The sequence below is a fragment of the Arthrobacter sp. B1I2 genome (assembly GCF_030816485.1).
Taxonomy (GTDB): Bacteria; Actinomycetota; Actinomycetes; order Actinomycetales; family Micrococcaceae; genus Arthrobacter.
Window position 1 is genome coordinate 4,289,027 of the sequence record NZ_JAUSYC010000001.1, and the last position, 21,406, is coordinate 4,310,432.

Here is a 21,406-nt window from a genome sequence, read left to right on the forward strand (position 1 = left end):
CCTGTTACCCCTTGGCTGCCACGTTGAGGTCCGCCTTCTTGATCCCGCCGGCCTCCACTCCCCACTTGGTGAGGATCTTGGTGTAGCTGCCGTCATCAATCAGCGACTGGAGCGCCTTCTGCAGGACCGGTGTGAAGTCGCTGCCCTTGGCCACGGGAATCCCGTACGGGGCCACCTCGAAAGCGTCACCGGCGGTCTGCAGCTTGTCCTTGGTCTTGGAGATCGCGTACAGGGTCACGGGCGAGTCAGCGCTCATGGCGTCCACCTGTCCCACCACCAGGGCGTTGGTGGCCTGGTCCTGCGCATCGAATTTAAAGATCTGGATGGCCGGCTTCCCTGCGTCGGTGCAGGCCTTCGACTTCTTGGGCACCTCATCGGTGTCCTCGTACGTTGTTGCCTGGACGGCCACTTTCAGTCCGCAGGCGTTGTTGGGGTCCACGGTCTTGCCCTTGGGGGACGCCCACTGGATTCCGGCGGAGTAGTAATTGACAAAGTCGGCCTGCTTTTCGCGTTCGATGGTGTCGCTGAACGAGGACATTCCCATGTCATCCTTGCCGCCGCGCACGGCCGGCAGGATGTTGTCGAATGTGCCGATATCGAAGTTGACCTTCAGGCCCATCACCTTGCCCAGCGCGTTGGTGAGGTCCACCGACCAGCCCGCCGGCGCCCCGTTGTCATCCTTGAACTCGTTGGGCGGGTAGTTGTTGGCCATACCGACGTTGAGTACCCCGGCACTCTTGATTTTCTCCGGCAGGGACGCGGCGATGGCGTCATTTTTCTTGACGTCGACGGCGGCGGCAGAAGCGCTTGCGGCTGCCGAGCCTGTGGCTGCCGGCTGGCTGTTGTCCACGCATCCGGAAAGGGCGAGCGCCGTGCCGATGGTGAGGACGGGAAGTACGTATCGGGTGCGCATGGGTTTCCTTAGCTGTTCACTTATGCTCGAGATTCGTGCCTGATGCTTCTGCTGCAAGGATTTCGCCGGAACGGCGAATGTCACGGAGAATCTCGCCGCCCCGAGCTTTCAGCTCAGGAATGCTGGAAACGCCCACCAAGGTCATCGTACGCCTGAGTTCATCCGCCAGTATCTGGATAACACGCTCTACCCCGGGCGAGCCGGCCGCCACCAATCCATACAGATACGCCCTGCCAATGGAACAGGCGTCGGCGCCCAGGGCCAGCGCCTTCAGGATGTCGCTGCCGCGGCGGATTCCCGAGTCCACATAGATCTCCAGTGAGTCGCCCACCTTTTGGCGTGATTCCTGCAGCACATCCATAGGGCTGAGCATGTGGTCGAGCTGGCGGCCGCCGTGGTTGCTCAGCTGGACGGCGTCCAGGCCGATCCGTGCCGCCTTGGCGACGTCGGCCGGATTGACGCACCCCTTGAGCACGATTTTGCCGTGCCAGGCCTGGCGGAGCGCTTCCAGTTCCTTCCACCCGCTGGTGGCATCCGAGTGTCCCAGGAGTTGCTGCCACATGGACGGGGTGACCATGGAGGTGGCGGCCGGACTGCGGGGATCCAGGTTGGGGAAGCTGATTCCGTCCGCCTTCAGGAAGCTGATCCACCAGGACGGCCTGCGGGCGATGTCGGCGATGGTTGAAAGGGTCAGTGACGGAGGGGCGGTGAAGCCGTTGTGCAGGTCCCGTTCCCGGGCTCCCAGCGCACGGGTGTCGACGCCGACAATCAGGGCGCGGAATCCGGCGGCTTCGCAGCGGGACAGTTTTGCCCTTAGCACCTGGGCGTTTGAGGCCAGGCCGATGTTGAACCAGCGGTCCAGTCCGGGGCTGTCCGCCGCAATGGTTTCCATGGGCACGGTGCTGAGCCCTGCAAGTCCATAGGGAATGCCGGCCCTGTCTGCCGCAGCCGCGACCGCCGACTCCCCCTCCGGGTGGAACAGGCGGGTTGCACCCGTAGGCGTCAGGGTCAGGGGCAGAGCACTGGATTCCCCGAGCAGGGTGGTGCTGGTGTCGGGTCCGGACACCGGTCCCCAGCTGGGCATCAGCGCCCACGAGTCGAAGACGGCACGGTTGCGGCGAAGGGTCACCTCGTCCTCGGAACCGCCGTCGAGATAATCGAAGATCGCCGCCGGCAGGACCCGCCGTGCCGCCTTCCGGTACTCCTCCACATTGAAGGCGTTGGCCAGCACCCGGCGCCGCCTGGAGAATACGGGCGCTTTCACCTGAATGAGCTGCCTGGCTTCGCTGACTTTCAAGGGGGTCCTTCCAGCTGCCTGCCTTTGTGTTCAGGGTAGGACTCCGGCTGCCGTTGCACTATGGCTGCCGCGATAATTCGGCCGGGCAACTAAAACCGTTTGCCTATCGCTTATCAGAACCGGCTGCAGTACGTTGGGCGCAACGCTCGGCTGACCCTCCTGGGCTGACGGCAACGTTCGTGTGCGAGCCGTGTACCGCCGTCGTATTTCCAGACGGCGGCCCTGAAACGTATCCGGAAACGGCCGGAAGGCGCATAGTTAGAGGATGACTAGTCCTTACACCCGCGGCGATTCCTTCAGCAGCGAGGCCTCCCGGAAACACATCGGCCAGGCGCTCGCGGATTATGGGGCAACGGACGTCCTGTTCAGTCACCGGGGAGGGCAGAGCGCCGTCGCCTTCAAGGCCGGCGGGAGGCAATTCCGCATCGTCATGCCGCTGCTGCAGTCTGAGGGGACAATGGCCGTCCGCGGGGACGCAGCGGACAGCCGGCTCCGGGAGGCGAACGCCAAAGTCCTGGAACGCGCCAACCGCAAGTCGTGGCATGCCCTGGCCCTGGCCATCGACGGCAAGCTCGGAGCGGCGGCGGCAGGGATCGCCACGCTCGAATCGGAATTCCTGGCCCACGTGGTTCTCCCCGGAAACCACACGGTGCTTGACGAACTGGAACCCATCATTGACTCCGCCTACCGGTCCGGCCTGCGTCCGACATTCCGCGATCCGGCCCTGCCGTACGGCCTGAGCAACATCGTCCTTTAACTCCGGGCACATTGCTGCGGGCTTTCGCGCCCGGTAGCACAGCTTCGGGCGTAGACTCGAAATACGTCGGGACGTCGTGACTGGACATCCGGTTCCCCGAAAAATGAGCCCAAACTCTCATGCAGCGCCAACGCTGCCACGCACGTCACTTTCGACGCCGGTGCAGCCGGGACTTGGGACCCGCCGACCCATACTCCCCGAAAGGCACACACCATGACCGAGACGAGCATCAGGGACCACTGGCAACGGCTGCCTTCCACAGTTACACAGTGGCTGCTGGAGAACCCCGGCTGCGTGATCCTTCCGCGGACGTTGTCCGCGGAGATCAGCGCAGCGATGAACGAGCCACTGAACGAGGACCGGCACGGCGAAACCACGCTCTGCCAGGATGACGTGGATTTCATCCTGATGAAATCCCGTGAAGCGGACACACAACCGCCGGACCCTGGTTACACGTTCTTCGACTCCGTCCAACCGTAGGCGCCCCCGGCACTTTCCGGGAAAGGACCTCCGGCTGTGACCTTCGTCAAGGATTTGGGAAGTGTCGGGCGGGGAGACCTGGCACTGGCCGGCGGCAAGGCGGTGGGCCTCGGCGGCCTCATCCAGGCCGGGCTTCCCGTCCCGCCGGGCTTTGTCCTCACCACGGCGGCCTACCGCGAATTCGTCACGAACAACCACTTTGAGACGGCGATCCAGGACCTGGCCTCACTGCAACCCGGCGCGGCCCCACAGGACTATGAGGATGCCTCGGCGCAGATCAGTGCCCTGTTCAAAGGCGGTGCCATGCCTGCGGAAATCGCCGCGGACCTCCGCACCGCCTACGCGCAGCTGGACGGCGGCGACGCACCGGTTGCGGTCCGGTCGTCCGCCACAGCCGAGGACCTCGAGTCGGCCAGTTTCGCGGGGCAGCAGGAAACTTACCTGAACGTCCGTGGCACGGGCGCATTGATGCACGCCGTCATTGGCTGCTGGGCTTCCCTCTGGACGGCGCGAGCCATGGCCTACCGCGCCCGCGAAGGCGTGCGGCCCGACCAGGTGCGCCTCGCCGTCGTCATCCAACTCATGCTGGAGGCCCAGGCAGCCGGGGTGATGTTCACTGCCAACCCCGCCAACGGCCGCCGCGACCAGACGGTGATCAGCGCCGCCTGGGGCCTGGGCGAAGCTGTCGTCAGTGGGACGGTGACCACGGATGACCTGATGGTTAAGGCCGCCACGGGCACGGTCCTCTCGCGGCACACAGCCGACAAGGAGGTCATGACCGTACCCGCGGAGAACGGTACCCGGGAGCAGCCGGTGCCGGAAGCCCGCCGTCGTGCCCCCGTCCTGGACGATGCTGCCGCAGCCGAACTGGCCCGCTACGGGCAGCGCATCGCGAACCACTTCGGGGCACCGCAGGACATCGAATGGGCCCGGGCCGATGGCGGGTTCTTCCTCCTGCAGTCCCGGCCCATCACAGCGCTGCCCGAACCGGCGGCCGACATTCCCCACACATGGCCGGTCCCCTATCCCAGGGGCCTCTACTTCCGGGCGAGCATTGTGGAACAGATGCCGGACCCGCTGACCCCGCTCTTTGCTGACCTCATCGACGGCTCGGTGACCCGCTCCCTGTCGGCACTGATGAACCAGGCACTGGGTCCGAACTCCCTGCGCGGGGGCGATGTCCGGTTCCCCACCATCAACGGTTACGCCTATTACTACTACCGCAACTGGGCGATGTGGCGGATGACGGCCAGGACGGTGCCGGCAATGGGGGCATTGTTTCGCGGCAAGGCGCACATGGGCATCGCCGGCTGGCGGGACTATTCGCATCCGCGGTACGAACGCGTGATCAAGGAATGGTCGGTGAAGCCGCCGGCAGAGCTCTCCGGCGAACAGCTGCTGGCAGGCGTGCAGGCCCTCCTAGACGCCGGAACGGTGTACTACACGGCCGTGCAGTCCATCATTCCGCTCGCCGCCATGAGCGAACTCTCTTTCCGGGCGTTTTATGACAAGGCGGCCCGGCACGACGGCGATCCCCCGGCCCAGGCGCTCCTGCTGGGCTTCGACAGCGAACCCATCCGGGCGGAAAAGTCGCTGTTCGATCTGGCGGGCTGGGCACGAAGCGATCCCGGTCTGCTTTCGGTTTTGCTGGAACGGCCGACGGCGCTGCTCGCCGAGTGCCAGCGGACCGGCTCGCCGCCGGTCGGGGTGGACGACGTCCTGTGGCAGGAATGGCGCTTCACATTCCAGGAACATCTGGCCCTCTATGGCCATGCCGTCTACAACCTGGACTTCGCCACCCCGGTGCCGGCCGATGATCCATCCGCGCAGCTGGAAACCGTGAAGTTCTACCTGCGCGGGCAGGGCACCGACCCGCACGAGCGGCAGCGGCTGCTGACCCAGCGCCGGGAAGAGCTGACGCGGGAGATGGCCGGCCGGCTGGGGCCGCGGCGCCGTGGCCTGTTCTTCCGTCTGTTGAAGTGGGCGCAGGAGACCGCACCGCTCCGCGAAGACGCGCTGGCCGACGTCGGGCTCGCCTGGCCGCTGCTGCGGCGCATGCTGCTGGAACTCGGACGGCGGCTGGTTTCCTCGGGTGTGCTCGCCTCGCCCGAGGACGTGTTCTGGCTGTGCTTCCAGGAGTTGCGAAGCGCCGTCGACTTCGGGCTCGCCGAACCCGGTGCCCATGGGCACGCTGCCATTGCCGGGGCGCCCCGACCCGTCCGCGCGGCCGCCGTCGAGGAGCGGAAAATGGTGTGGCGGGGCCAAGCCAAGGCCGTTGCCCCGCAGATGCTGCCCCAGAAACCCTGGATGGAGAAGGCCTTCGGCTCGATGATGCCCGGCGGCCCGCAGCGACAGCCCGGCGACGTGATCAAGGGTGCCGGCGCGAGTTCCGGCAGGGTCACCGCGCCGGCCCGCGTGCTGCGGGGACCCGAGGATTTCGCCCGGATGCAGCCCGGCGAAGTCTTGGTGGCCCGCATCACCACCCCCGCATGGACCCCGTTATTCGCCATGGCGTCGGCCGTGGTGACGGACGTCGGTGGCCCGCTGAGCCACAGCTCCATCGTGGCCCGCGAGTACGGGATCCCCGCGGTTTTGGGCACAGGCGTGGCGACGCAGCGGCTGGCCGCCGGTCAACAGGTCAGCGTTGATGGCGACGCCGGTACGGTCACCATAGTGGGTGCAGCCGGCGGGCCCACTCCTTCCCCCGGGTTCTGAGACCGCAGCCATCCTTCGCAAACCAACGCGTCGCCGACCAAAATAGGGCAGTTGCCCCATGCCCTTGCTGCGGCCCGGTCCTAGGCTCAGGACATCGAGAAAAGGAGGCGGCCATGACTACCTACCAGCCGCAGTCATCAGCAGAGGCAACACCGAAACTTGCCGAACTTCCGGAAGACGCAGCCGAGCACTTCGCCGGCTACGCGGTCCTGGGGCTACCTTTCATCAGCGGCCATTATCTGGCCTTCCGGGATTTTCCGGTGAGCTCCGTGGGCCCCGGCTACCGCTCCGTCTGGCACCGCACACCGGACGGCGAGTGGACCATCTACGCCAACGCCGCGCCCGAGTTCAGCTGCGCACGCTACTTCGGGGCGGCCGTGCACCATACGGTGGAGGCCGACGTCGACATCCAGTGGAGCGGGCCGTTCACCGCCTTGATCACGGTTCCGGGCGTTGTTGACTGGCACCTGCAGCTTGGCACGTCCGCGGCCACCTCCATGCTGACGGCCATGGCCGTCCGGATGCCGGAAAGGCTGTGGCGAAACGAGTTGGTGCTCCGCGCCATGGGAGCGTTCGCCGGCCCGGTGCTGAAGGCCGGCAGGATGAAGGTTTCCGGGGTGGTGCCCAACGGCCAGACGTTCCAGGCCCAGCCCCGGCAGTTGTGGGTGGTGACCGATTCCCAGGCCACCATCCTGGGTGAGGACGCGGGCGTTCCCGGGGCGCTGGAGGTGCAGGACCATCTGGCGGACTTCTGGCTTCCGCAACGTGGCCTGTTTGGGGCCCGTGTGGGTGTCAGGTTCCCGTCCACGGCGCAGCCTGGCGAGCCGGGGCCGGTCCGGGTACGCGCCGGCAAGAACCAGGCTGCATAACCGCCGGCGCCCGGTCCCTACTGCCCGCGGTGCCGGCTTCCTAGAATGGCAGGTGTGAAGCAGTTGCCGGCTGACCCCCGCCGCAGTGAAGTCCTGGCCGCACTGTCGCTCGCCATTGACCTGGGGCTGGGGCAGCCGATGGAGCACATGCTGCGTTCATCCCTGCTGGGCTTGCGGGTCGCCGGGGCAGCGGGAGTCGATGCCGCGGGCCAGGGCCGGATCTACTACGCCAACCAGCTGGCATGGATCGGCTGCCACGCGGATTCCTTCGAACTGGCCGCCCTGTTCACGGACGACATCGCCTTCCGTGCCGACTACTACAACCGCGACCAGCACGGCCTGCCCATGTACGCCGGAATGTTCAGCCATGCCGGCGCAGGCCTGCCGCCGCTCGCCCGCGTCGCCTCCTGGACGCGGTTCGCGGCGACAGGCAGTGCCTCGGTCCGGAACATGATTGCCTCGCACTGCATCTCCGCCGGCGTGCTGGCCAGCAGTGTGGGGCTCGACGGCGGCGTGGCAGGACTGCTCGCCCACACCTTCGAGCGGTGGGACGGCAAGGGCCTGCCGGAGGGAGTGGCGGGGCCGGACATCCCGCTGGAAATGCGGATCATGCACCTCGCGGATACGGCAGAGGTGTTCCTGCGGCAAGAGGGCCTGGCCGGTGCCGTAGCCATGGTGCGGGCGCGCCGTGGCACCCAGTTCGACCCAGCACTGGCCGGACTGTTCATCGACCAGGCCGGGGCGCTCACGGAAGGACTCCTCGACGTCGACTGCTGGCAGGCGGCCCTGGACCTGGCTCCCAATGACGCTCCCCTGTCCGGCCCCCAGCTGGATGCGGTGCTCCGCGCGATCGGCGACTTTGCAGACCTGAAATCCCCTTACACGGCCGGACACTCCCGCGCGGTGGCTGCCCTCGCTGCCGGCGCAGGCGAGGAGCTCGGGCTGCCTTCCGGCGATGTCAGGGAGCTCCGCCGGGCAGGATGGGTGCACGACCTGGGCCGGCTGGGGGTATCCAACCAGGTGTGGGACAAGAAGGAGCCACTGTCCCGGGTGGACCTGGAACGCATCCGCATGCACCCGTACCTGGGAGAACGGATCCTCAGCCGCGTACCCGGGCTCAAGGGCGAGGCGGCCCTGGCCGGTTCACACCACGAGCGGCTGGACGGGTCCGGCTATCCACGAGGGATCGGTGGAACGGAGCTGGGGATCAGGCAGCGGGTCCTGGCGGCCGCGGACTCCTACCATGCCTCCCTGGAGCCGCGCCCGCACCGGCCCGCACTCGTGCCGGCGGATGCGGCTGCCCGGCTCCGGCAGGAAGTTTCGGCCGGCCGGCTCGGCGCAGATGCTGCGGAGGCCGTGCTTGTAGCGGCTGGCCAGCAGCCCCATCGCCCACATGCCCCTCCGGCTGGGCTCACCCCAAGGGAAGTCGAAATCCTCGGGATGCTGTGCCGCGGAATGACCCCGGCCGAGATAGCCGGCACTCTCTTCCTGGCCCGCAAGACCGTCCGCAACCATGTGGAGCACATCTACACCAAGATCGGCGCCACCAACCGGGTGGGTGCCACCTTGTTCGCGATCAGGAACGGCCTGACCGAGCCTGGCACCGGGCCGTGAACGGTTCCGCCGTCCCGGCTACTCCCCCATGCCCGGGTGCACGGGCACAAAGTCGACCCTGTTCCCGGAGTTGCTCCGGCCGGCAGGGGTGCGGTTGTATCCCCGCGCGTCCAGTCCGTTCCCGGCGCGGAATTCCGCGAGCGCGGCGTCGTAGGCGTTGTTGAGCGTTCGGCCGGAAAACTCACCGGTGCTGCCGTCGGTAAAAGCGATCCGGACCCGGACGCTGGCCGGGTAGTGCCGGTTCATGCGGATAAAGCCGTCGGCGTCCTGCTGGAGAGTAATCAAGGGAATCCGCTTTCGTTCGTGGGGTGCGCTCTCCAGTCTGCCGCAAATTCGGCGCCGGCACCGGAGGATACTGAAAGAGTCGCCTCCAGCACGCAATGATCGCGTCCCCCGGGACCGCCGAAAGGTTTGCCCATGCCCGCCCGCTTCCTCCCCGCCCATCCGGCCAAGCTGCACCTGGTGCTCATGCTGGTCCTCACGTTTTCCACGGGGGTGCTCGACGCGGTCGGATACCTGGGCCTGGACCGGGTGTTCACGGCGAACATGACTGGCAACGTGGTGATCCTGGGGATGGCGCTGCTGGGCGGGGACAACCTCCCGGTTCTCGGCCCCATCGCAGCGCTTACGGGATTCATGACCGGTGCCCTGATCTCCGGCCGGACGTTGCGGCCCAGCACCACCGGGTGGAACCGCCGCACCACCGGGCTTCTGGTGGGCGTCAGTGCCGTCATGGCGGTTGTGGCCGCAGTCCTCCTGGGCGGTGTGAACCCCAGGCATAACGAGGCCCTGACGGTAGCCATCACCGGCACGCTGGCCGTGGCCATGGGCGTTCAGGCCGCCACCGCCCGGCATCTCAACGTCAAGGACGTCCCCACCGTGGTGGTCACCTCCACTATCACCGGACTGGCCGCCGATTCACGCTTCGGCGGCGGCACGCACCCGTTCTGGGGGCGGCGCCTCGCAGCGATCGGGCTCATCATGGCGGGCGCTGCGGTGGGCGCAGGGTTCGTGCAACTGCATCTTGGCCTCGGGGTGCTGCTGACCGCCCTGCTCACCCTCGCCGTCGCACTGCTGGGCCGCATAGGCATGCACAAGCACGCCACGGACACGGCGACGGCGGCACCCAACGCGGGTGCCGCCGTCGAAAGCCCTCCAACGAGCGCTAGTTAGGCTTCGGCTCCGTCATCAATGCCCCTCACCGATCACGGGCCCGCCGGGCGGACGACGATGGCGGAACCGGTCTGGTTGATGACCGTTCCGGAGCTTGAGGCAGCGGTAGCGGTCTTCGCGCCGGTGGCAGAGGTATCGGTCAACAGGAGCGAGTTCACCTCGATGGCCGCGTTCGACTTGGACGCGATGTTCGACGTTGCGTCTCCCAGTTCAGTTGTCCCTGCCGGTGGCGTGAAGGCGGTGGTGGCCGAGTTGGTGCCGTTCCTTACGCCGTGCGCGGTCAACAGCAACGACCCCGGTGTCACCGGCGTGATGGACGGAGCCCGGACATCCGGGTAGGCCACGCCACTGTTGGTGTCCGTGGTGGGTGTGACGTCCAGGGGCGTTGTGGTGTTTGCGCCCTGCACGGCAACTGTTGACCAGGCGTACCGGGAGGCTGGCTCAGGTACGCCCGGCGCCGTGTCGCCGGCCTGCATCACCCGGTACCAGACCGCCTGGTGCGCGGAGGTGGACCCGGCGCTGGTGAAGTCGCCCACCGCACGCGTCCAACCAGCCGGGGCCGTGGTGTTGGCCGACCCGGACACGGTCACCTGCGAGAACAGGAAAACTGTGTCCCCGGGCTGCCACCCTGCCGGCAGGGCGGGCGTGTACGACCCCGCTGCGGTCAGTTCGCCGGATCCGGTTGCGGAGGACCGGACCGAGACCGCCGTCGTTGTGGGCGGGGGCGAAGTGGTCGTCGTGGTCGGAGTCGGTGTTGGCGAAGTGGTCGTCGGCGTCGGGGTCGGCGTCGGCGTTGGCGTTGGGGTCGGTGTCGCCGTGGCTGTTGCTGTCGCCGTCGGGCTTGGGGAAGGTGCCGCCGCCCGGGTGACGGTGAATTTGTCTGTATAGGTTCCGCCGGAAGCGCGGACGAATGAACCGGTCAAAGTGGTGCTTGTCACCGACACGTTCAAGAAGCCGTATGTGGGGTTGTTGTTGCTGCCCATGAAGCTCTGGAAGTACGGCGCCGTCGTCGTGTTGCTTTCACTGTTGATCGACCTGCCGCCCGAACCCACGGTGGCCAGGATCGTCCCGGTGCCGGCGGCGAACTGGCCCGTGGGGTTCGTGTCTGCCACACAGTCGGGGTTGAAGCTGCTGACCGGGATGGCCGTGCAGCTGCCCTTGAGCGCCAGCGGATAGCTGCGCGCATAGGCATGGTCATGCGCCTGCAGGTACAGGTCCACCTTCTTGGAAACGAGCATGTTCATCAAATCCGGGCTGGCGGCGCAGGGGTAGTTGACCATCGACAGGCAGTACATGTGCATGCCTACGACCACAAACGGGATCCCGGCAGCGCGCGCAGAGTCAATTGCCGACGTCACGAACTTGTAGCCCTGGGTACCGGACTTGTAGGACCAGTCCACGCTCGAACCGCTGTAAGTCAGCTTCGGGGACACCATGATCAGCCGCACCAGCGGGCTGCTGGCCGGGTAGTCCGTGTAGAACTGCTGGGCATAGTCTCCTACCGAGCCGAGCTGGTCCGGCAGGCACGAAGCGAATTTGGACCATACCCCGTCGGGCCCATCGTCCTCGTGGTTGCCGGTGATGAACTCATACGGCATGGTTCCGGCGTGCTGCTTGACGAACGAGCACCAGGCCGATTCCGGGGTGATTTGGGAGTAGGAGAGGTCGCCAAGGTTGAAGAATGCCGAGGTTCCCGCGTTGCGTGCGGCGTCGATCACCTTGCCGGTTACCGTGTTTCCGCCGGTGTCGCCGGCGAACCCCAGGCTCACCGAAGTGGCGGCAGTGGCCTGCGACTCGCGCGACGTGCCAAGGAAGTAGACATTAGCGAGGACGAGTGCAGTGCCGAGCAGAACGGCCAGCACCCCGCGCAGTGGGTGGCGCATGCGCCCGTGGCCGTTCACTTGCAGCTCCATTCGGTGGCGCGGCGCAGCCCGTTGTCGGCTGCGGAGAAACCTATGACAACGGTGTTTGCACCCTGGCGTGACACCGAGCTCGCGGACCCGGATACGCCGGTGAACTGGGCATCAGAGCCCGGCGGCAGGATCCGTGCGCTCTTGCCGATCCACATCACCGCCTGGGGCCGCGATCCGCGGAAGGACGGTGAACTGCCCGCTCCCACGGTCACCCCCGCAATGCCTGATGTCGCATTGGAGGTGGGACCGGCGGCGGCTGTCCCCACGTCGGTGACGGCGCCGGTTGCAGCCCAGGCCACGGCATGTGTTCCGTCGGCCACTGAACTCTGGCCCAGTGCCTGCCCGGCGGAATCGATCCCGAGCACTACTCCGCCTTTGCCGCTAAGGGTGGGCAGTGCTTTCGGGGTGCCATCCGGCGCCCACAGGACGGGAGTAGCGTCGTCGCCCAGGGCTACCCCACCCGCCGTGCCGTCGGCGCCAACCGCGAAGGCATGGGCACCCCGCGCTCCGGATGGCAGGGTGAGCTCGCGGGGCGCGGTGGTCACGGAGGGCCAAACGGCAGCGCGCTCGTCCTCATCGGCCCCCGGCCCGTCCGAATGCTCCTCGTCGGCGACCAGTGCCCCGGCAACGATGCCGCTGTCAGACACCGCCGACGGTATTGCCACGTCACCGGGCTTGACCGGGAGTGGATGGTACTGCCCGTCCTGCCACCACCAGCCCACCAACACCTCGTTGGTGGCGTCATACCCCGTGCCGACAACAACTCCGGCCGCATTCACCGACGCCGGGGCCACGGCCTGGAGCGGAATCGCCAGCTGAGTGGGCTGACCGCCCCGCCAGAGCACCGGCGCGGCGTCGCCCGCGGCGGTATCGGCGATACCGACCACCAGGCCGTTGCTGCTCGACGCGATCGCGTTGCTGCCCCGCCCACCCAGTGCGGGGAAGAGCCGCACCGTGCAGTTCGTGGCTGGGGGCAAATCAGGGCCGGCGGCTGTGGCGGCAACCGGCACCATCACCATGCCACCTTCAACCGCAAGGACGAGCCCTGTCAGCAGTGTCCCGGGCCGCAAGTCCCCGGACCTCCCGGACCGGGACGGCCTGCCCCCGCTGCCGGGTAAATTCTTGTTGAGAAATCCGTACTTTGCCAATGTCGCTCCCCGGAGTCGAACCCCAATGTCCCCAGCAACGTGCAGCGCGTAGACCTCTGCTTGGCCGCACTGTCTTTCGAGACTAGGTTCAGCTCAAGCGGCAGTCACGAGTAACAGGTACTCGGTTCGGCGCGGGGAGACTACTTGCTTGGAGCAACCGTTTCTTAAAACAGCGACGGCGGCACCCGCCCTGGGTGCCGCCGTCGTCCGTCCTGCCGGGAAAGGCCCTACTTGAGCTTCGGTACCAGCACCGGCGTGTTCTTCTTGTACTCCTCGTAGTCCGCCTGGCCGCCCCACTTCTTGTCGGCCTTCTTCTCCAGGGGCGGCACGCCGCTGCCCTTGATCAGCAGCAGGGCAACGAACACCGGGGAGACCAGGGCCGCCCACTGCCAGCCCTGCAGCACGGGCAGGGCGATGATGGCCACCCCCACCCACAGGGTGATCTCGCCGAAGTAGTTGGGGTGGCGGGACTTTGACCACAGGCCCGTGTTGATGAAGCGGCCCTTGTTGGCAGGGTCGTCCTTGAAGCGGTTCTTCTGGAGGTCCGCCACGGTCTCGATGGTGATGCCCACGGCCCACACCAGCAGGCCCACCCAGAAGAACCAGTCCAGGCCCACTTTCTTGTCGGAGGTGATGGCCACCCAGGCGAGCGCCGCGGTGAGCACCACCCACAGGCCCTGGATGGTCCACGTGTTCAGGAAGCGGAAGAAGTCCGGCTTGAGCTCATCGAAGCGGTCGTCCTTGCCGTGCTTGCTGATCCGCAGGAACAGGAAGCTGCCGAGCCGGGTGGCCCACAGCACCACCATGGCCGCCAGCAGCATGCCGCGGGCATCCACGCCCGGGCTGGCGAGTACCAGGAACACCGTGATGGAGATATAGGTCAGGGCCCCGGTGAGGTCGTAGAACTTTTCCGTCTGTGCCTTGTAGGACGGGATGAACACCAGCCACTGGATCACGAACGCGATGGCAACCCCCAGCGCGAATACCGGGAACCCGCCAATCCTGGACCCGCCCTGGCTGCCGGCCAGGGCGATGAGTACGGCCACCACCACGGCGATGACGGTGCTGATGAGCGCCTTGCGGCTTTCTTCCTTCACGGACAGGTTCCTTTCCCCTGGTCCGGCGCGCGCTGCTGCACGGCCGGTCCCACCGCGCCCCTCCGGGCACAACTGCACACTCAACAACGCAGGCCGTTGTCCACTTAGTCTTCGGAGCGGCGGCGGGCTTGTATGGGTGGCGCGCCGGGTTGACCAGTCCAGCCAGCACAACGGCACCGAACAGCTTTTGAACCGTCACCGATTCAAGGAGCCAAGCATGAGCCCCCGCAGCAAGAACTGGCTGGTCGCCTACATTGTCAGCGCACTGATCTTCGCGGTGCTGGACGTGGTGTGGATCCTGCTGGTGGCCAACCCGCTTTACCAGAGCCAGATCGGCCACTTGCTGGCGCCCAAGGCCAACCTGCCGGGTGCAGTCCTGTTCTACGTCATCTTCGTGGCGGGGATGGTGCACTACGGCGTCCGGCCCAACAACCCCCAAGCCACCCTGCGGCAGCGGGTTGGTGGGGCTGCGCTGTTCGGGTTCTTCACCTACGCCACCTGGGCGCTGACCGGGTTCGCCGTGCTGAAGGACTTCACGGCGCTGGTGGCCGTAACGGACATCCTCTGGGGTGCCGCGGCCTGCAGCCTGGTCACATGGGTAACTGTTACCGTCCTGCGCGGCCGAATAAGGAAGCGCGCCGCCTGAACCCTGCTCCCGTTGCGCAGCGTGCGTACCCGACGCACCCGCGTCACGCAGAGCACACTTTGGCCCAGTTTTCGGAGGCGAAACCCTGAAAATCCGCGGGAGCCGCCGTCGAGAAGCCCGCAAAACTGGGCCAGCGTGACGCACGGCCGGAGCAGCGGGTTTACCCGAACAGCGCGGCGACCTGGGTAAGCGTTTGAAAGACCCCATAGGCCAGCGGGATCCCCACCAAAACCCACGCCAGGACCAGCCTGCCGGTGGACTTGTGGGCCGGCTCGTGTGCGCCGTGGGTGTGTGCAGTGCTGCTCATTTCAGGCCTCCCTGGGAAGATTCGTGCCGCTCGCGGCCGGATTCGTGGAACCGTGCGTCGACGGGCTTGACCAGCAGGTTGGCCAGGAAACCCACTACCAGCAGCGCCACCATGGTCAGCAGCGCGGGCTGGTAGGACACGGCATTCAGCTGGCCGGGTTTGCCCTGCGCGTCCAGGATGCTGTTGACGATCAAGGGCCCGGCCACCCCGGCTGCGGACCAAGCGGTGAGCAGCCGGCCGTGGATGGCGCCCACCTGGTACGTCCCGAAGAGGTCCCGCAGGTACGCCGGGACGGTGGCGAACCCGCCGCCGTAGAACGAGATGATGATGAAGGCGAGCACCACGTAAAGGGCAGTGGCCGTGGAACCGGCAAGCGCAAGAATTGTGTACAGGACGGCCCCCACGCCCAAGTACACCATGTAGATCCGCTTGCGGCCGGTGACGTCGGAGGTGGCGGACCAGGCGAACCGGCCCGACATGTTGCCGATGGACAGCAGCCCCACGAAGCCGGCGGCGACGCCGGCACTCACCAGGGATTTGCCGTCGGACTGCCGGAAGAAGTCCTGGATCATGGGCGCGGCCTGCTCCAGGATTCCGATGCCCGCCGTGACGTTGCAGAACAGTGCCACCCACACCAGCCAGAACTGCCGGGTCTTGATGGCGTTCTTTGCCGAGACGTTCTCCGTGGTGACCAGCTTGGCCGCCTTGACCTTGGTGGGGTCGAACCCGGCCGGCCGCCAGTTGTCCGCAGGCACGCGGACAGTGAACGCGCCAAACAGCATGTAGGCGAGGTAGACGACGGCGAGGGTCAGGAAGAGCTTTCCCACGGCATCGCCGCTGGCCACCCAGCCCTGGGCGCCGGAGTTGGGATCGTACGCCTTGAGCAGGGCCTGGGACACCGGGCTGGCGATCAGCGCGCCGCCGCCGAAGCCCATGATCGCCATGCCGGTGGCCAGGCCGGGGCGGTCCGGGAACCACTTGATCAGCGTGGACACTGGCGAAATATAGCCGATGCCCAGCCCGATGCCGCCCACCACGCCGTAGCCCAAGTACACGAGCCAGAGCTGGTGCGAGAAGATGCCCAGCGAGCCGATCAGGAACCCGCCGGTCCAGAACATGGCTGAGGTGAACATGGCTTTGCGCGGTCCGTTCGTGTCCACCCAGGTCCCCATGACCGCGGCGGAAAGGCCCAGCATCACGATGGCGATGGAGAAGATGACGCCGATCTCCGTCAGGCTGGCCCCGAAGTGCTTGACCAGCGCGGTCTTGTAGACGCTGGTGGCATAGGCCTGGCCGATGCACAGATGGACGGCGAGCGCGGCCGGGGGAACCAGCCAGCGGTTGAAGCCCGGCGGGGCGATTGAGTGGTCACGGTCCAGGAAGCCCATGGTGATTCCCTTTACTTGTCGCTGACGTCGGTGTCTGATCGATCCAGAGGCGAAAAGCCTTGTCACCGCTCCGGTAATCATGATCCCCAATCATCAGCAGGCGTACTAGTTTTCGCTGAGCGGCGGGAGATCAGCGGCGAACGGCGCCATGCTTCGGCAAGTTCCGGCCCTGTCAGCACCTGCGTCGAGCCGCTCGGCCAGCAGCCGCCGTCGTGAATTGACGACGGCGGCTGCCGGCCGGGTGCCGGGGGCTACTGACGGTGCCTACTGGCCCGGGGCGCGGTACGTCGGGGTCTTCCTTACGGCCTCGTCGATATCCTCCGGCGTCATGAGCGGCTTGAGGCGCACATTCACGTTGCCCGTTGAGTTGATCATCAAGGAGAGGGCTGCGGCGCTGGAATGGTCCGGTACGTCGAAGACGCCCAGGACATCGGTGTCCCCGAAGGCGTAGTAGAAGCTCTCCAGCGAGCCTCCGACGGATGTGAGTGCGTCCACCAGTGCGTCGCGGCGCTTGGTGCCGCCCTCCCGCATCAGCCCCTTGATGCCTTCACCCACATAGTTTGCTTCAAACAGATATTTGGTCATGGTGTTTCCTTCCCTAAGCCCCAGGACACGGGCATCTGCGGGCGTGCTTCGCGTCCGGGGAGGGAGGGTTCTGGGCTGGTCCCGGAGTGGGGCCATGCGCCCAGCCTAGGCCTGCGTCCGCCCGCCCACAACAGCTGGTGCAAACCGTCCGGTCCGTTCCCGCTGCCCCTGCTTTCCGCGGGCCGCGGCGGGTGGCAGAGTGGGACGATGAGTGAACAACCCGGCCTGGTCCTGAACCTGGAGTGCACGGTGCCGTCCCCGCCGGAGGAAACGTTCCGACTGCTGACGGACCCGGCGGCGCTTGCCACGTGGTGGGGCCCGCACGGTTTCAGCATCCCCGAAGTGGACGTCAACCTGGTGGTGGGCGGCCGCTACCGATTCCGCATGGCCCCGCCGGAGGGCGAGCCGTTCCACCTCTCAGGGGAGTTCCTGGAGATCGATCCGCCGTGGCGCCTGGTCTATACCTTCGCCTGGGAGGAACCGGCGCCGGACGACCGGAAGACCGTCGTCGACCTCTCCCTCGCCGGGAACGGAACAGGCACCCGCGTGGTCCTCTCCCAGGGACCCTTCCTGACCGAGGAACGCCTGGCACTGCACCGGGACGGCTGGAGCGAGTCACTTGAGAAACTGGCCCGCCTGCATTAACTGCCCTGCCGGACCAGCCGGAATGCTGCCCCCAGGCCCGTCCCGCAGGTCCACCGGAGGGCGTAAATCGAGTAGGGCTCCAGCGCTTCCGGGGCGTCGTCCTCCGTCCAGCGCGAGGATCCGGGGCTCCTCGCTGGCCAGGAAGGCACGCCGTCGCTCCACCCGTTCCGGGATGCTGGCCCTTCGGCGGCGGAAGAAGCGCCGCCGTCTTACCCTCAACCGTGCCCGACCCACCGGCGGTCACCCTGCGCACCTAAGATGAGGCATGAACTTCGAGGACGCGCTCCTGACGGTGGTTGGCGCCGCGCTGATTCTGCTGATGGTCGCCGACGTCTTCCACACGTTGCTCTACCCCCACGGCTCGGGTCCGGTGGGCAGGACGATCATGCGCGGGTTCTGGCTGCTGTCCAGGAAGGTCAGGGGCGGGGCGTCGTCCATTGCAGCGCCGCTGGCCATGGCGGCAGTCATCGCCGCCTGGGCCGCTTTAGCTGCCGTGGGTTGGGCGCTGCTGTACCTCCCCCACATGCCGGACGGGTTTTACTACGCGGCGGACGTGCCCCGGCAGGCTGACTTTGCGGAAGCCCTCTACATCTCGTTGGTGGCCCTCTCCACCGCGGGATTTGGCGAGATCGTGGCCACGCACCCGCTGCTTCGGCTGGTGATGGCGTTCCAGGCCGTGGCCGGTTTTGGGCTGCTGACCGCCACGGTCTCCTGGATCCTGCAGACGTACCCCGCGCTGAGCCGGCGGCGGGCCCTGGCCCACCAGTTGAACCTGTTCCGGGAAGCGGCCGGTCCGTCCGGCATCGCATCGCTGGAGGCCCGCCACGCGGCGGGGCTGCTGGAATCCATGGCAGGGAACGTCGCATCCGTGAGCATCGATCTTCTGTCCTTCCACGAGACCTATTACTTCCATGAGGCGGAGCAACGGGGGTCCCTTCCCGCCATCATTGCGTACGCCCACCGGCTGGCCTCAGAGGCCCAGAGCAGCGACAACCCCGAACTTCGGTTCGCCGGGCGGATGCTCCATGCTGCGCTGGATGACCTTGCCGAGGTGCTGCGCGGAAAGTTCGGCCATGTGGGCAGCACGTCCTCCGATGTGTTCGACCACTACGAGCTCCACCACAGGCACCGGCGGCCACCGAAACCGCCGCGGTGATTCCCGGCTGCGGCGGTGTTCCTCCCTGCCCGGCTTGCTAGGGTCTGCCTATGGCCTCCCTTCCCCGTAGCATGGACGACGTCATCAACGAACCCGAGCGCGTCCAGTTCGAGTTCTTCCTGGACCAACACCGCTCCGCCCTTAACGATTGCCTGGACGGGCTGACCGAGGAGCAGGTTCGGCGCCGGCTGGTTCCTTCCCGCACCACCCTGCTGGGGCTGGTAAAGCATGCCACCTTCGTGGAGAAGGTCTGGTTCGACGAGGCCATCACGGGCCGCCCCCGCAGCGAGATCGGCATCCCGGCCACTCCGGACGAATCGTTCATCCTGGACGACGGCGACACCATCGACTCCATCCGGGCGGCACACCACAACTCCTGCGCCGCGTCCCGGGCCTCCGCCGCGCCGCTTGGCCTCGATGACGTGGTGACCGGCAACCGGCGGGGACCGCTCCCCCTGCGCTGGGTCTATCTGCACATGCTCCGCGAGCTGGCCCAGCACTGCGGGCACGCGGACATCCTGCGCGAACAGATCCTGGCAACGGGCAACGCCGGCTGACGCGGCGGCAGCGCAAGGCCTCACAACGAGCGTCGGTGGCCAGCTGCCACCAGGCCTCCGCGCCGGGCCAGGGACACGGAAGCAATCACCAGCCACATGGTTGCAGCTTGCCCCCAGGGGTAAATCTGTTGGGTGATCCCGGGCGTCAGCGGGTTGAGGATGAACTGGAATGCAGCGAGACTCGCATGCATTAGCGCCGCCAGGAGCAGGCTGCCCGTATGGTCATAGACCCAGACCATGAGAACGCGGTAGGAGGTGAGCTGGCCGGCCAGTACCGCGGCGAGCCACAGCGATATGAAGATCTCCAGCGGCACCCCGCCGTTTGTCCCGCCTCCGCCCCAGTAGTTCACGAAGAAATGCCAGACCCCCCACAGCACGCCCACCAGGATTCCCGTCCGAAGAACGCTGAAGCGCTTCCTGGCCCTGGGAATGACGAACCCGGTCCAGCCGATCTCCTCGAGAAGCCCGACCACCAGCCCAAGAACCACTCCCATGATCATGATGGAGGTTTTGTCCGCCGCCGTGGCAATCCGGGGTGCATAATCCGGGGAATACAGCCAAAGCGCCAGCACGGAGGCAGCCAACGTCACGGGCGCCACCAGCAGGGCGATGAGGTACCACCGCCAGCCCACCCGCCACGTGAACAGCCTCGCCCGAAGGTCGCGGTACCCTGCCCGTCCTGAAACAATTCCCGTCAGAACGAGGCTGCCCACCGCGGGTCCGAGCAGCATTGCCGGGACGGTGACAGGGATGGTCAGCTGGAACTGCTCGGGAGTGGGTGACAGACCCCCGGTGTATGCCCATACGGCCAGCACGATGCAGCCCCAGGACAGGAGGAACGTCACAACGTAGTACCACCACAGCGGGTGGGTGCGCACCGATGTCGCCAATGCCTGCATGGGATCCTCCGCCGCCCCGGCCGTTAGACCATGAGCCTGGCCACCAGCTCGCCCCGGCTGCCGACGCCCACCTTTTCAAAAACGGACTTCAAGTGGTCGTGCACCGTATGCGGGGAGATGAACAGGTGCCGCGCGATCTCCGCCGTCGGCTTTCCGGAGAGAACCTCCAGGCAGACGTCCCGCTCGCGGGCAGTGACCCCATAGGCCATGAGCAGCAGGCCGGCGAGTTGGTGCGTGGTGGCGGGTTCGACCGTAACCACCATCTGTTCGGGGTCGTCGCCGGTGATCAGGCGGCTGGCCTGCAGCACCACCCAGTTGTTCCGGGCGTCGCGCATCCTGGCCCGCGCCGTCCCGGATGCCGCAGCATGAGCCTGCGCAACCACCCAGTAGAGCGTCTGGCTGAAGCGGCCAGGCGCGGCTTCCTCAACCTCGGAAAGCCAGGAGGCGGCGGCGGAAGTGGCAGCCCGTAAGTCGCCGTGCAGCCCGGCGAGGACAATCACGGGCCCGACGGCGGCGGGTCCCGTTGCGTGCACCACGCGGACAGCGGCCCTGGTCGCCGCCGCCAAAGTCGCCGCCACTGCTCCCAGGAATTCCACCTCCCGGTCCGTGAAGTCCGGACCGCCTTCCCGGAAGATGCTGCCCACTCCCCAGCACGCCTCATCCGCCCGGAACGCGGCGCGCAACTCGTGTTCAAAGCCCAGCGGTTTGAGCAGGTCGTTGATCCTTACACTGCGGACCACCTCCCGGTGCGGTGCATCGGAAATCCTGGCGATGGGGCGCGGCCGCCGCAGCAGCTCGGCGAAGGTATTGGGTTCCTGGCCGCTGTATTCGGACTGGGCAAAGCGGAGGAAGTACTCCTCAAACTGGTCCCTGCCCACCGGCCACGGCTGCCAGTTGGTAACGGACGTCATCACCATCGAGTCAGGGTCGACGGCGGCCCAGCACCCCTGCTCAAACGGCACCTCCCGCTGCACCACCGCCAGTGCCGAGGTGTACAGGTCATCCAGGTCCATTCCACCGGCGGCCAGGGCTGTGATGTCCCGCCGGGCACGCTCCGCGCGCTCCTCCCACATACCTCCAGTATCCGCCGGGCAGGCAGGGCGGCAATCCCCCAAAGCGGGGGTTTTCCCAGCACCCCGAAACCCCCGGCGAGGGGATCGCCGCGGTTCGAACCGCCGTCGTACTTTTCCTTTATGGGCGCCGCACCACGCCGGGCGCCCAGGAACCGCGACACGGGAACCAAGGAA

The 21,406-nt window shown here is 66.8% G+C and carries 22 protein-coding genes; 10 read left to right on the forward strand and 12 right to left on the reverse strand.

The features are described from left to right. Positions 1–4: 4 nt before the first annotated feature. Both QFZ57_RS19825 and QFZ57_RS19830 read right to left on the reverse strand, forming a co-directional pair. Complete coding sequence (locus QFZ57_RS19825; protein WP_306632165.1) at positions 5–913, reverse strand: ABC transporter substrate-binding protein; 909 nt, start codon at positions 911–913, stop codon at positions 5–7. Positions 914–929: 16 nt separating this feature from the next. Beyond that, positions 930–2,210: an alpha-hydroxy acid oxidase gene (locus tag QFZ57_RS19830; protein WP_306901476.1), complete on the reverse strand. Its 1,281-nt coding sequence runs from the start codon at positions 2,208–2,210 to the stop codon at positions 930–932. Between the two features lie 265 nt (positions 2,211–2,475). Here QFZ57_RS19830 and QFZ57_RS19835 point away from each other — a divergent pair, with 265 nt between their 5' ends. The 5 genes from QFZ57_RS19835 to QFZ57_RS19855 all read left to right on the forward strand — a co-directional run bounded on the left by QFZ57_RS19835 (position 2,476) and on the right by QFZ57_RS19855 (position 8,645). Beyond that, complete coding sequence (locus QFZ57_RS19835; protein ID WP_306632167.1) at positions 2,476–2,967, forward strand: hypothetical protein; 492 nt, start codon at positions 2,476–2,478, stop codon at positions 2,965–2,967. Between the two features lie 213 nt (positions 2,968–3,180). Continuing rightward, positions 3,181–3,447, forward strand: a complete 267-nt coding sequence (locus QFZ57_RS19840; RefSeq protein ID WP_306632168.1) for a hypothetical protein — start codon at positions 3,181–3,183, stop codon at positions 3,445–3,447. A 36-nt stretch (positions 3,448–3,483) separates the two neighbouring features. Beyond that, entirely contained in the window at positions 3,484–6,162 is a 2,679-nt protein-coding gene (locus QFZ57_RS19845) for a PEP/pyruvate-binding domain-containing protein (RefSeq protein ID WP_306901477.1), read from the forward strand. Between the two features lie 113 nt (positions 6,163–6,275). Further along, positions 6,276–7,031, forward strand: a complete 756-nt coding sequence (locus tag QFZ57_RS19850; protein ID WP_306901478.1) for a hypothetical protein — start codon at positions 6,276–6,278, stop codon at positions 7,029–7,031. 54 nt (positions 7,032–7,085) lie between these two features. Continuing rightward, a complete protein-coding gene (locus tag QFZ57_RS19855) occupies positions 7,086–8,645 on the forward strand; it encodes an HD domain-containing phosphohydrolase (protein ID WP_306901479.1) in 1,560 nt (519 codons plus the stop codon). Between the two features lie 18 nt (positions 8,646–8,663). Here QFZ57_RS19855 and QFZ57_RS19860 read toward each other — a convergent pair whose 3' ends face one another. Then, the gene (locus QFZ57_RS19860; protein WP_306901480.1) at positions 8,664–8,930 is read right to left on the reverse strand and encodes a hypothetical protein; all 267 of its coding nucleotides are present in this window, start codon (positions 8,928–8,930) and stop codon (positions 8,664–8,666) included. Positions 8,931–9,062: 132 nt separating this feature from the next. Between QFZ57_RS19860 and QFZ57_RS19865 the strand changes: the two genes are divergently transcribed. Beyond that, entirely contained in the window at positions 9,063–9,818 is a 756-nt protein-coding gene (locus tag QFZ57_RS19865) for a YoaK family protein (protein WP_306901481.1), read from the forward strand. 32 nt (positions 9,819–9,850) lie between these two features. On the opposite strand, the gene QFZ57_RS19870 is transcribed toward QFZ57_RS19865, so the two are convergent. From QFZ57_RS19870 to QFZ57_RS19880, 3 genes are all read right to left on the reverse strand, one after another. Continuing rightward, positions 9,851–11,719 carry a hypothetical protein gene (locus tag QFZ57_RS19870; protein ID WP_306901482.1) on the reverse strand — a complete coding sequence of 623 codons (1,869 nt, stop codon included), beginning with the start codon at positions 11,717–11,719 and terminating at the stop codon, positions 9,851–9,853. Next, the gene (locus QFZ57_RS19875; protein ID WP_306901483.1) at positions 11,716–12,750 is read right to left on the reverse strand and encodes a hypothetical protein; all 1,035 of its coding nucleotides are present in this window, start codon (positions 12,748–12,750) and stop codon (positions 11,716–11,718) included. Before QFZ57_RS19875 ends, QFZ57_RS19870 begins: the two co-directional genes overlap by 4 nt. A 356-nt stretch (positions 12,751–13,106) precedes the next feature. Further along, positions 13,107–13,976, reverse strand: a complete 870-nt coding sequence (locus QFZ57_RS19880) for a DUF1295 domain-containing protein (RefSeq protein ID WP_306901484.1) — start codon at positions 13,974–13,976, stop codon at positions 13,107–13,109. Positions 13,977–14,193: 217 nt separating this feature from the next. Here QFZ57_RS19880 and QFZ57_RS19885 point away from each other — a divergent pair, with 217 nt between their 5' ends. After that, positions 14,194–14,622, forward strand: coding sequence for a DUF2177 family protein (locus tag QFZ57_RS19885; RefSeq protein ID WP_306901485.1), 429 nt, complete (start codon positions 14,194–14,196; stop codon positions 14,620–14,622). A gap of 160 nt (positions 14,623–14,782) precedes the next feature. On the opposite strand, the gene QFZ57_RS19890 is transcribed toward QFZ57_RS19885, so the two are convergent. The 3 genes from QFZ57_RS19890 to QFZ57_RS19900 all read right to left on the reverse strand — a co-directional run bounded on the left by QFZ57_RS19890 (position 14,783) and on the right by QFZ57_RS19900 (position 16,902). Beyond that, positions 14,783–14,929 (reverse strand): MFS transporter small subunit, encoded by a 147-nt coding sequence (locus QFZ57_RS19890; RefSeq protein ID WP_306632179.1) that lies wholly within the window; start codon positions 14,927–14,929, stop codon positions 14,783–14,785. Continuing rightward, positions 14,926–16,317, reverse strand: coding sequence for an OFA family MFS transporter (locus tag QFZ57_RS19895; RefSeq protein WP_306632180.1), 1,392 nt, complete (start codon positions 16,315–16,317; stop codon positions 14,926–14,928). Before QFZ57_RS19895 ends, QFZ57_RS19890 begins: the two co-directional genes overlap by 4 nt. 264 nt (positions 16,318–16,581) lie before the next feature. Next, a complete protein-coding gene (locus QFZ57_RS19900) occupies positions 16,582–16,902 on the reverse strand; it encodes a GYD domain-containing protein (RefSeq protein ID WP_306632181.1) in 321 nt (106 codons plus the stop codon). Between the two features lie 207 nt (positions 16,903–17,109). Here QFZ57_RS19900 and QFZ57_RS19905 point away from each other — a divergent pair, with 207 nt between their 5' ends. Beyond that, complete coding sequence (locus QFZ57_RS19905; RefSeq protein ID WP_306632182.1) at positions 17,110–17,547, forward strand: SRPBCC family protein; 438 nt, start codon at positions 17,110–17,112, stop codon at positions 17,545–17,547. On the opposite strand, the gene QFZ57_RS19910 is transcribed toward QFZ57_RS19905, so the two are convergent. Beyond that, the gene (locus QFZ57_RS19910; protein WP_306901486.1) at positions 17,544–17,696 is read right to left on the reverse strand and encodes a hypothetical protein; all 153 of its coding nucleotides are present in this window, start codon (positions 17,694–17,696) and stop codon (positions 17,544–17,546) included. The two genes, QFZ57_RS19905 and QFZ57_RS19910, sit on opposite strands and share 4 nt — an antisense overlap. Before the next feature lie 116 nt (positions 17,697–17,812). On the opposite strand from QFZ57_RS19910, the gene QFZ57_RS19915 reads away from it, so the two are divergent. Next, positions 17,813–18,703, forward strand: coding sequence for a potassium channel family protein (locus QFZ57_RS19915; protein WP_306901487.1), 891 nt, complete (start codon positions 17,813–17,815; stop codon positions 18,701–18,703). A gap of 50 nt (positions 18,704–18,753) precedes the next feature. Further along, complete coding sequence (locus QFZ57_RS19920) at positions 18,754–19,260, forward strand: DinB family protein (protein WP_306901488.1); 507 nt, start codon at positions 18,754–18,756, stop codon at positions 19,258–19,260. 20 nt (positions 19,261–19,280) lie between these two features. Here the strand turns inward: QFZ57_RS19920 and QFZ57_RS19925 are convergent, their stop codons facing one another. Together QFZ57_RS19925 and QFZ57_RS19930 are read right to left on the reverse strand one after the other, a co-directional pair. Beyond that, the gene (locus tag QFZ57_RS19925) at positions 19,281–20,159 is read right to left on the reverse strand and encodes a CPBP family intramembrane glutamic endopeptidase (RefSeq protein WP_306901489.1); all 879 of its coding nucleotides are present in this window, start codon (positions 20,157–20,159) and stop codon (positions 19,281–19,283) included. 23 nt (positions 20,160–20,182) lie between these two features. After that, positions 20,183–21,232, reverse strand: coding sequence for a helix-turn-helix transcriptional regulator (locus QFZ57_RS19930; RefSeq protein WP_306901490.1), 1,050 nt, complete (start codon positions 21,230–21,232; stop codon positions 20,183–20,185). Between the last annotated feature and the right edge of the window lie 174 nt (positions 21,233–21,406).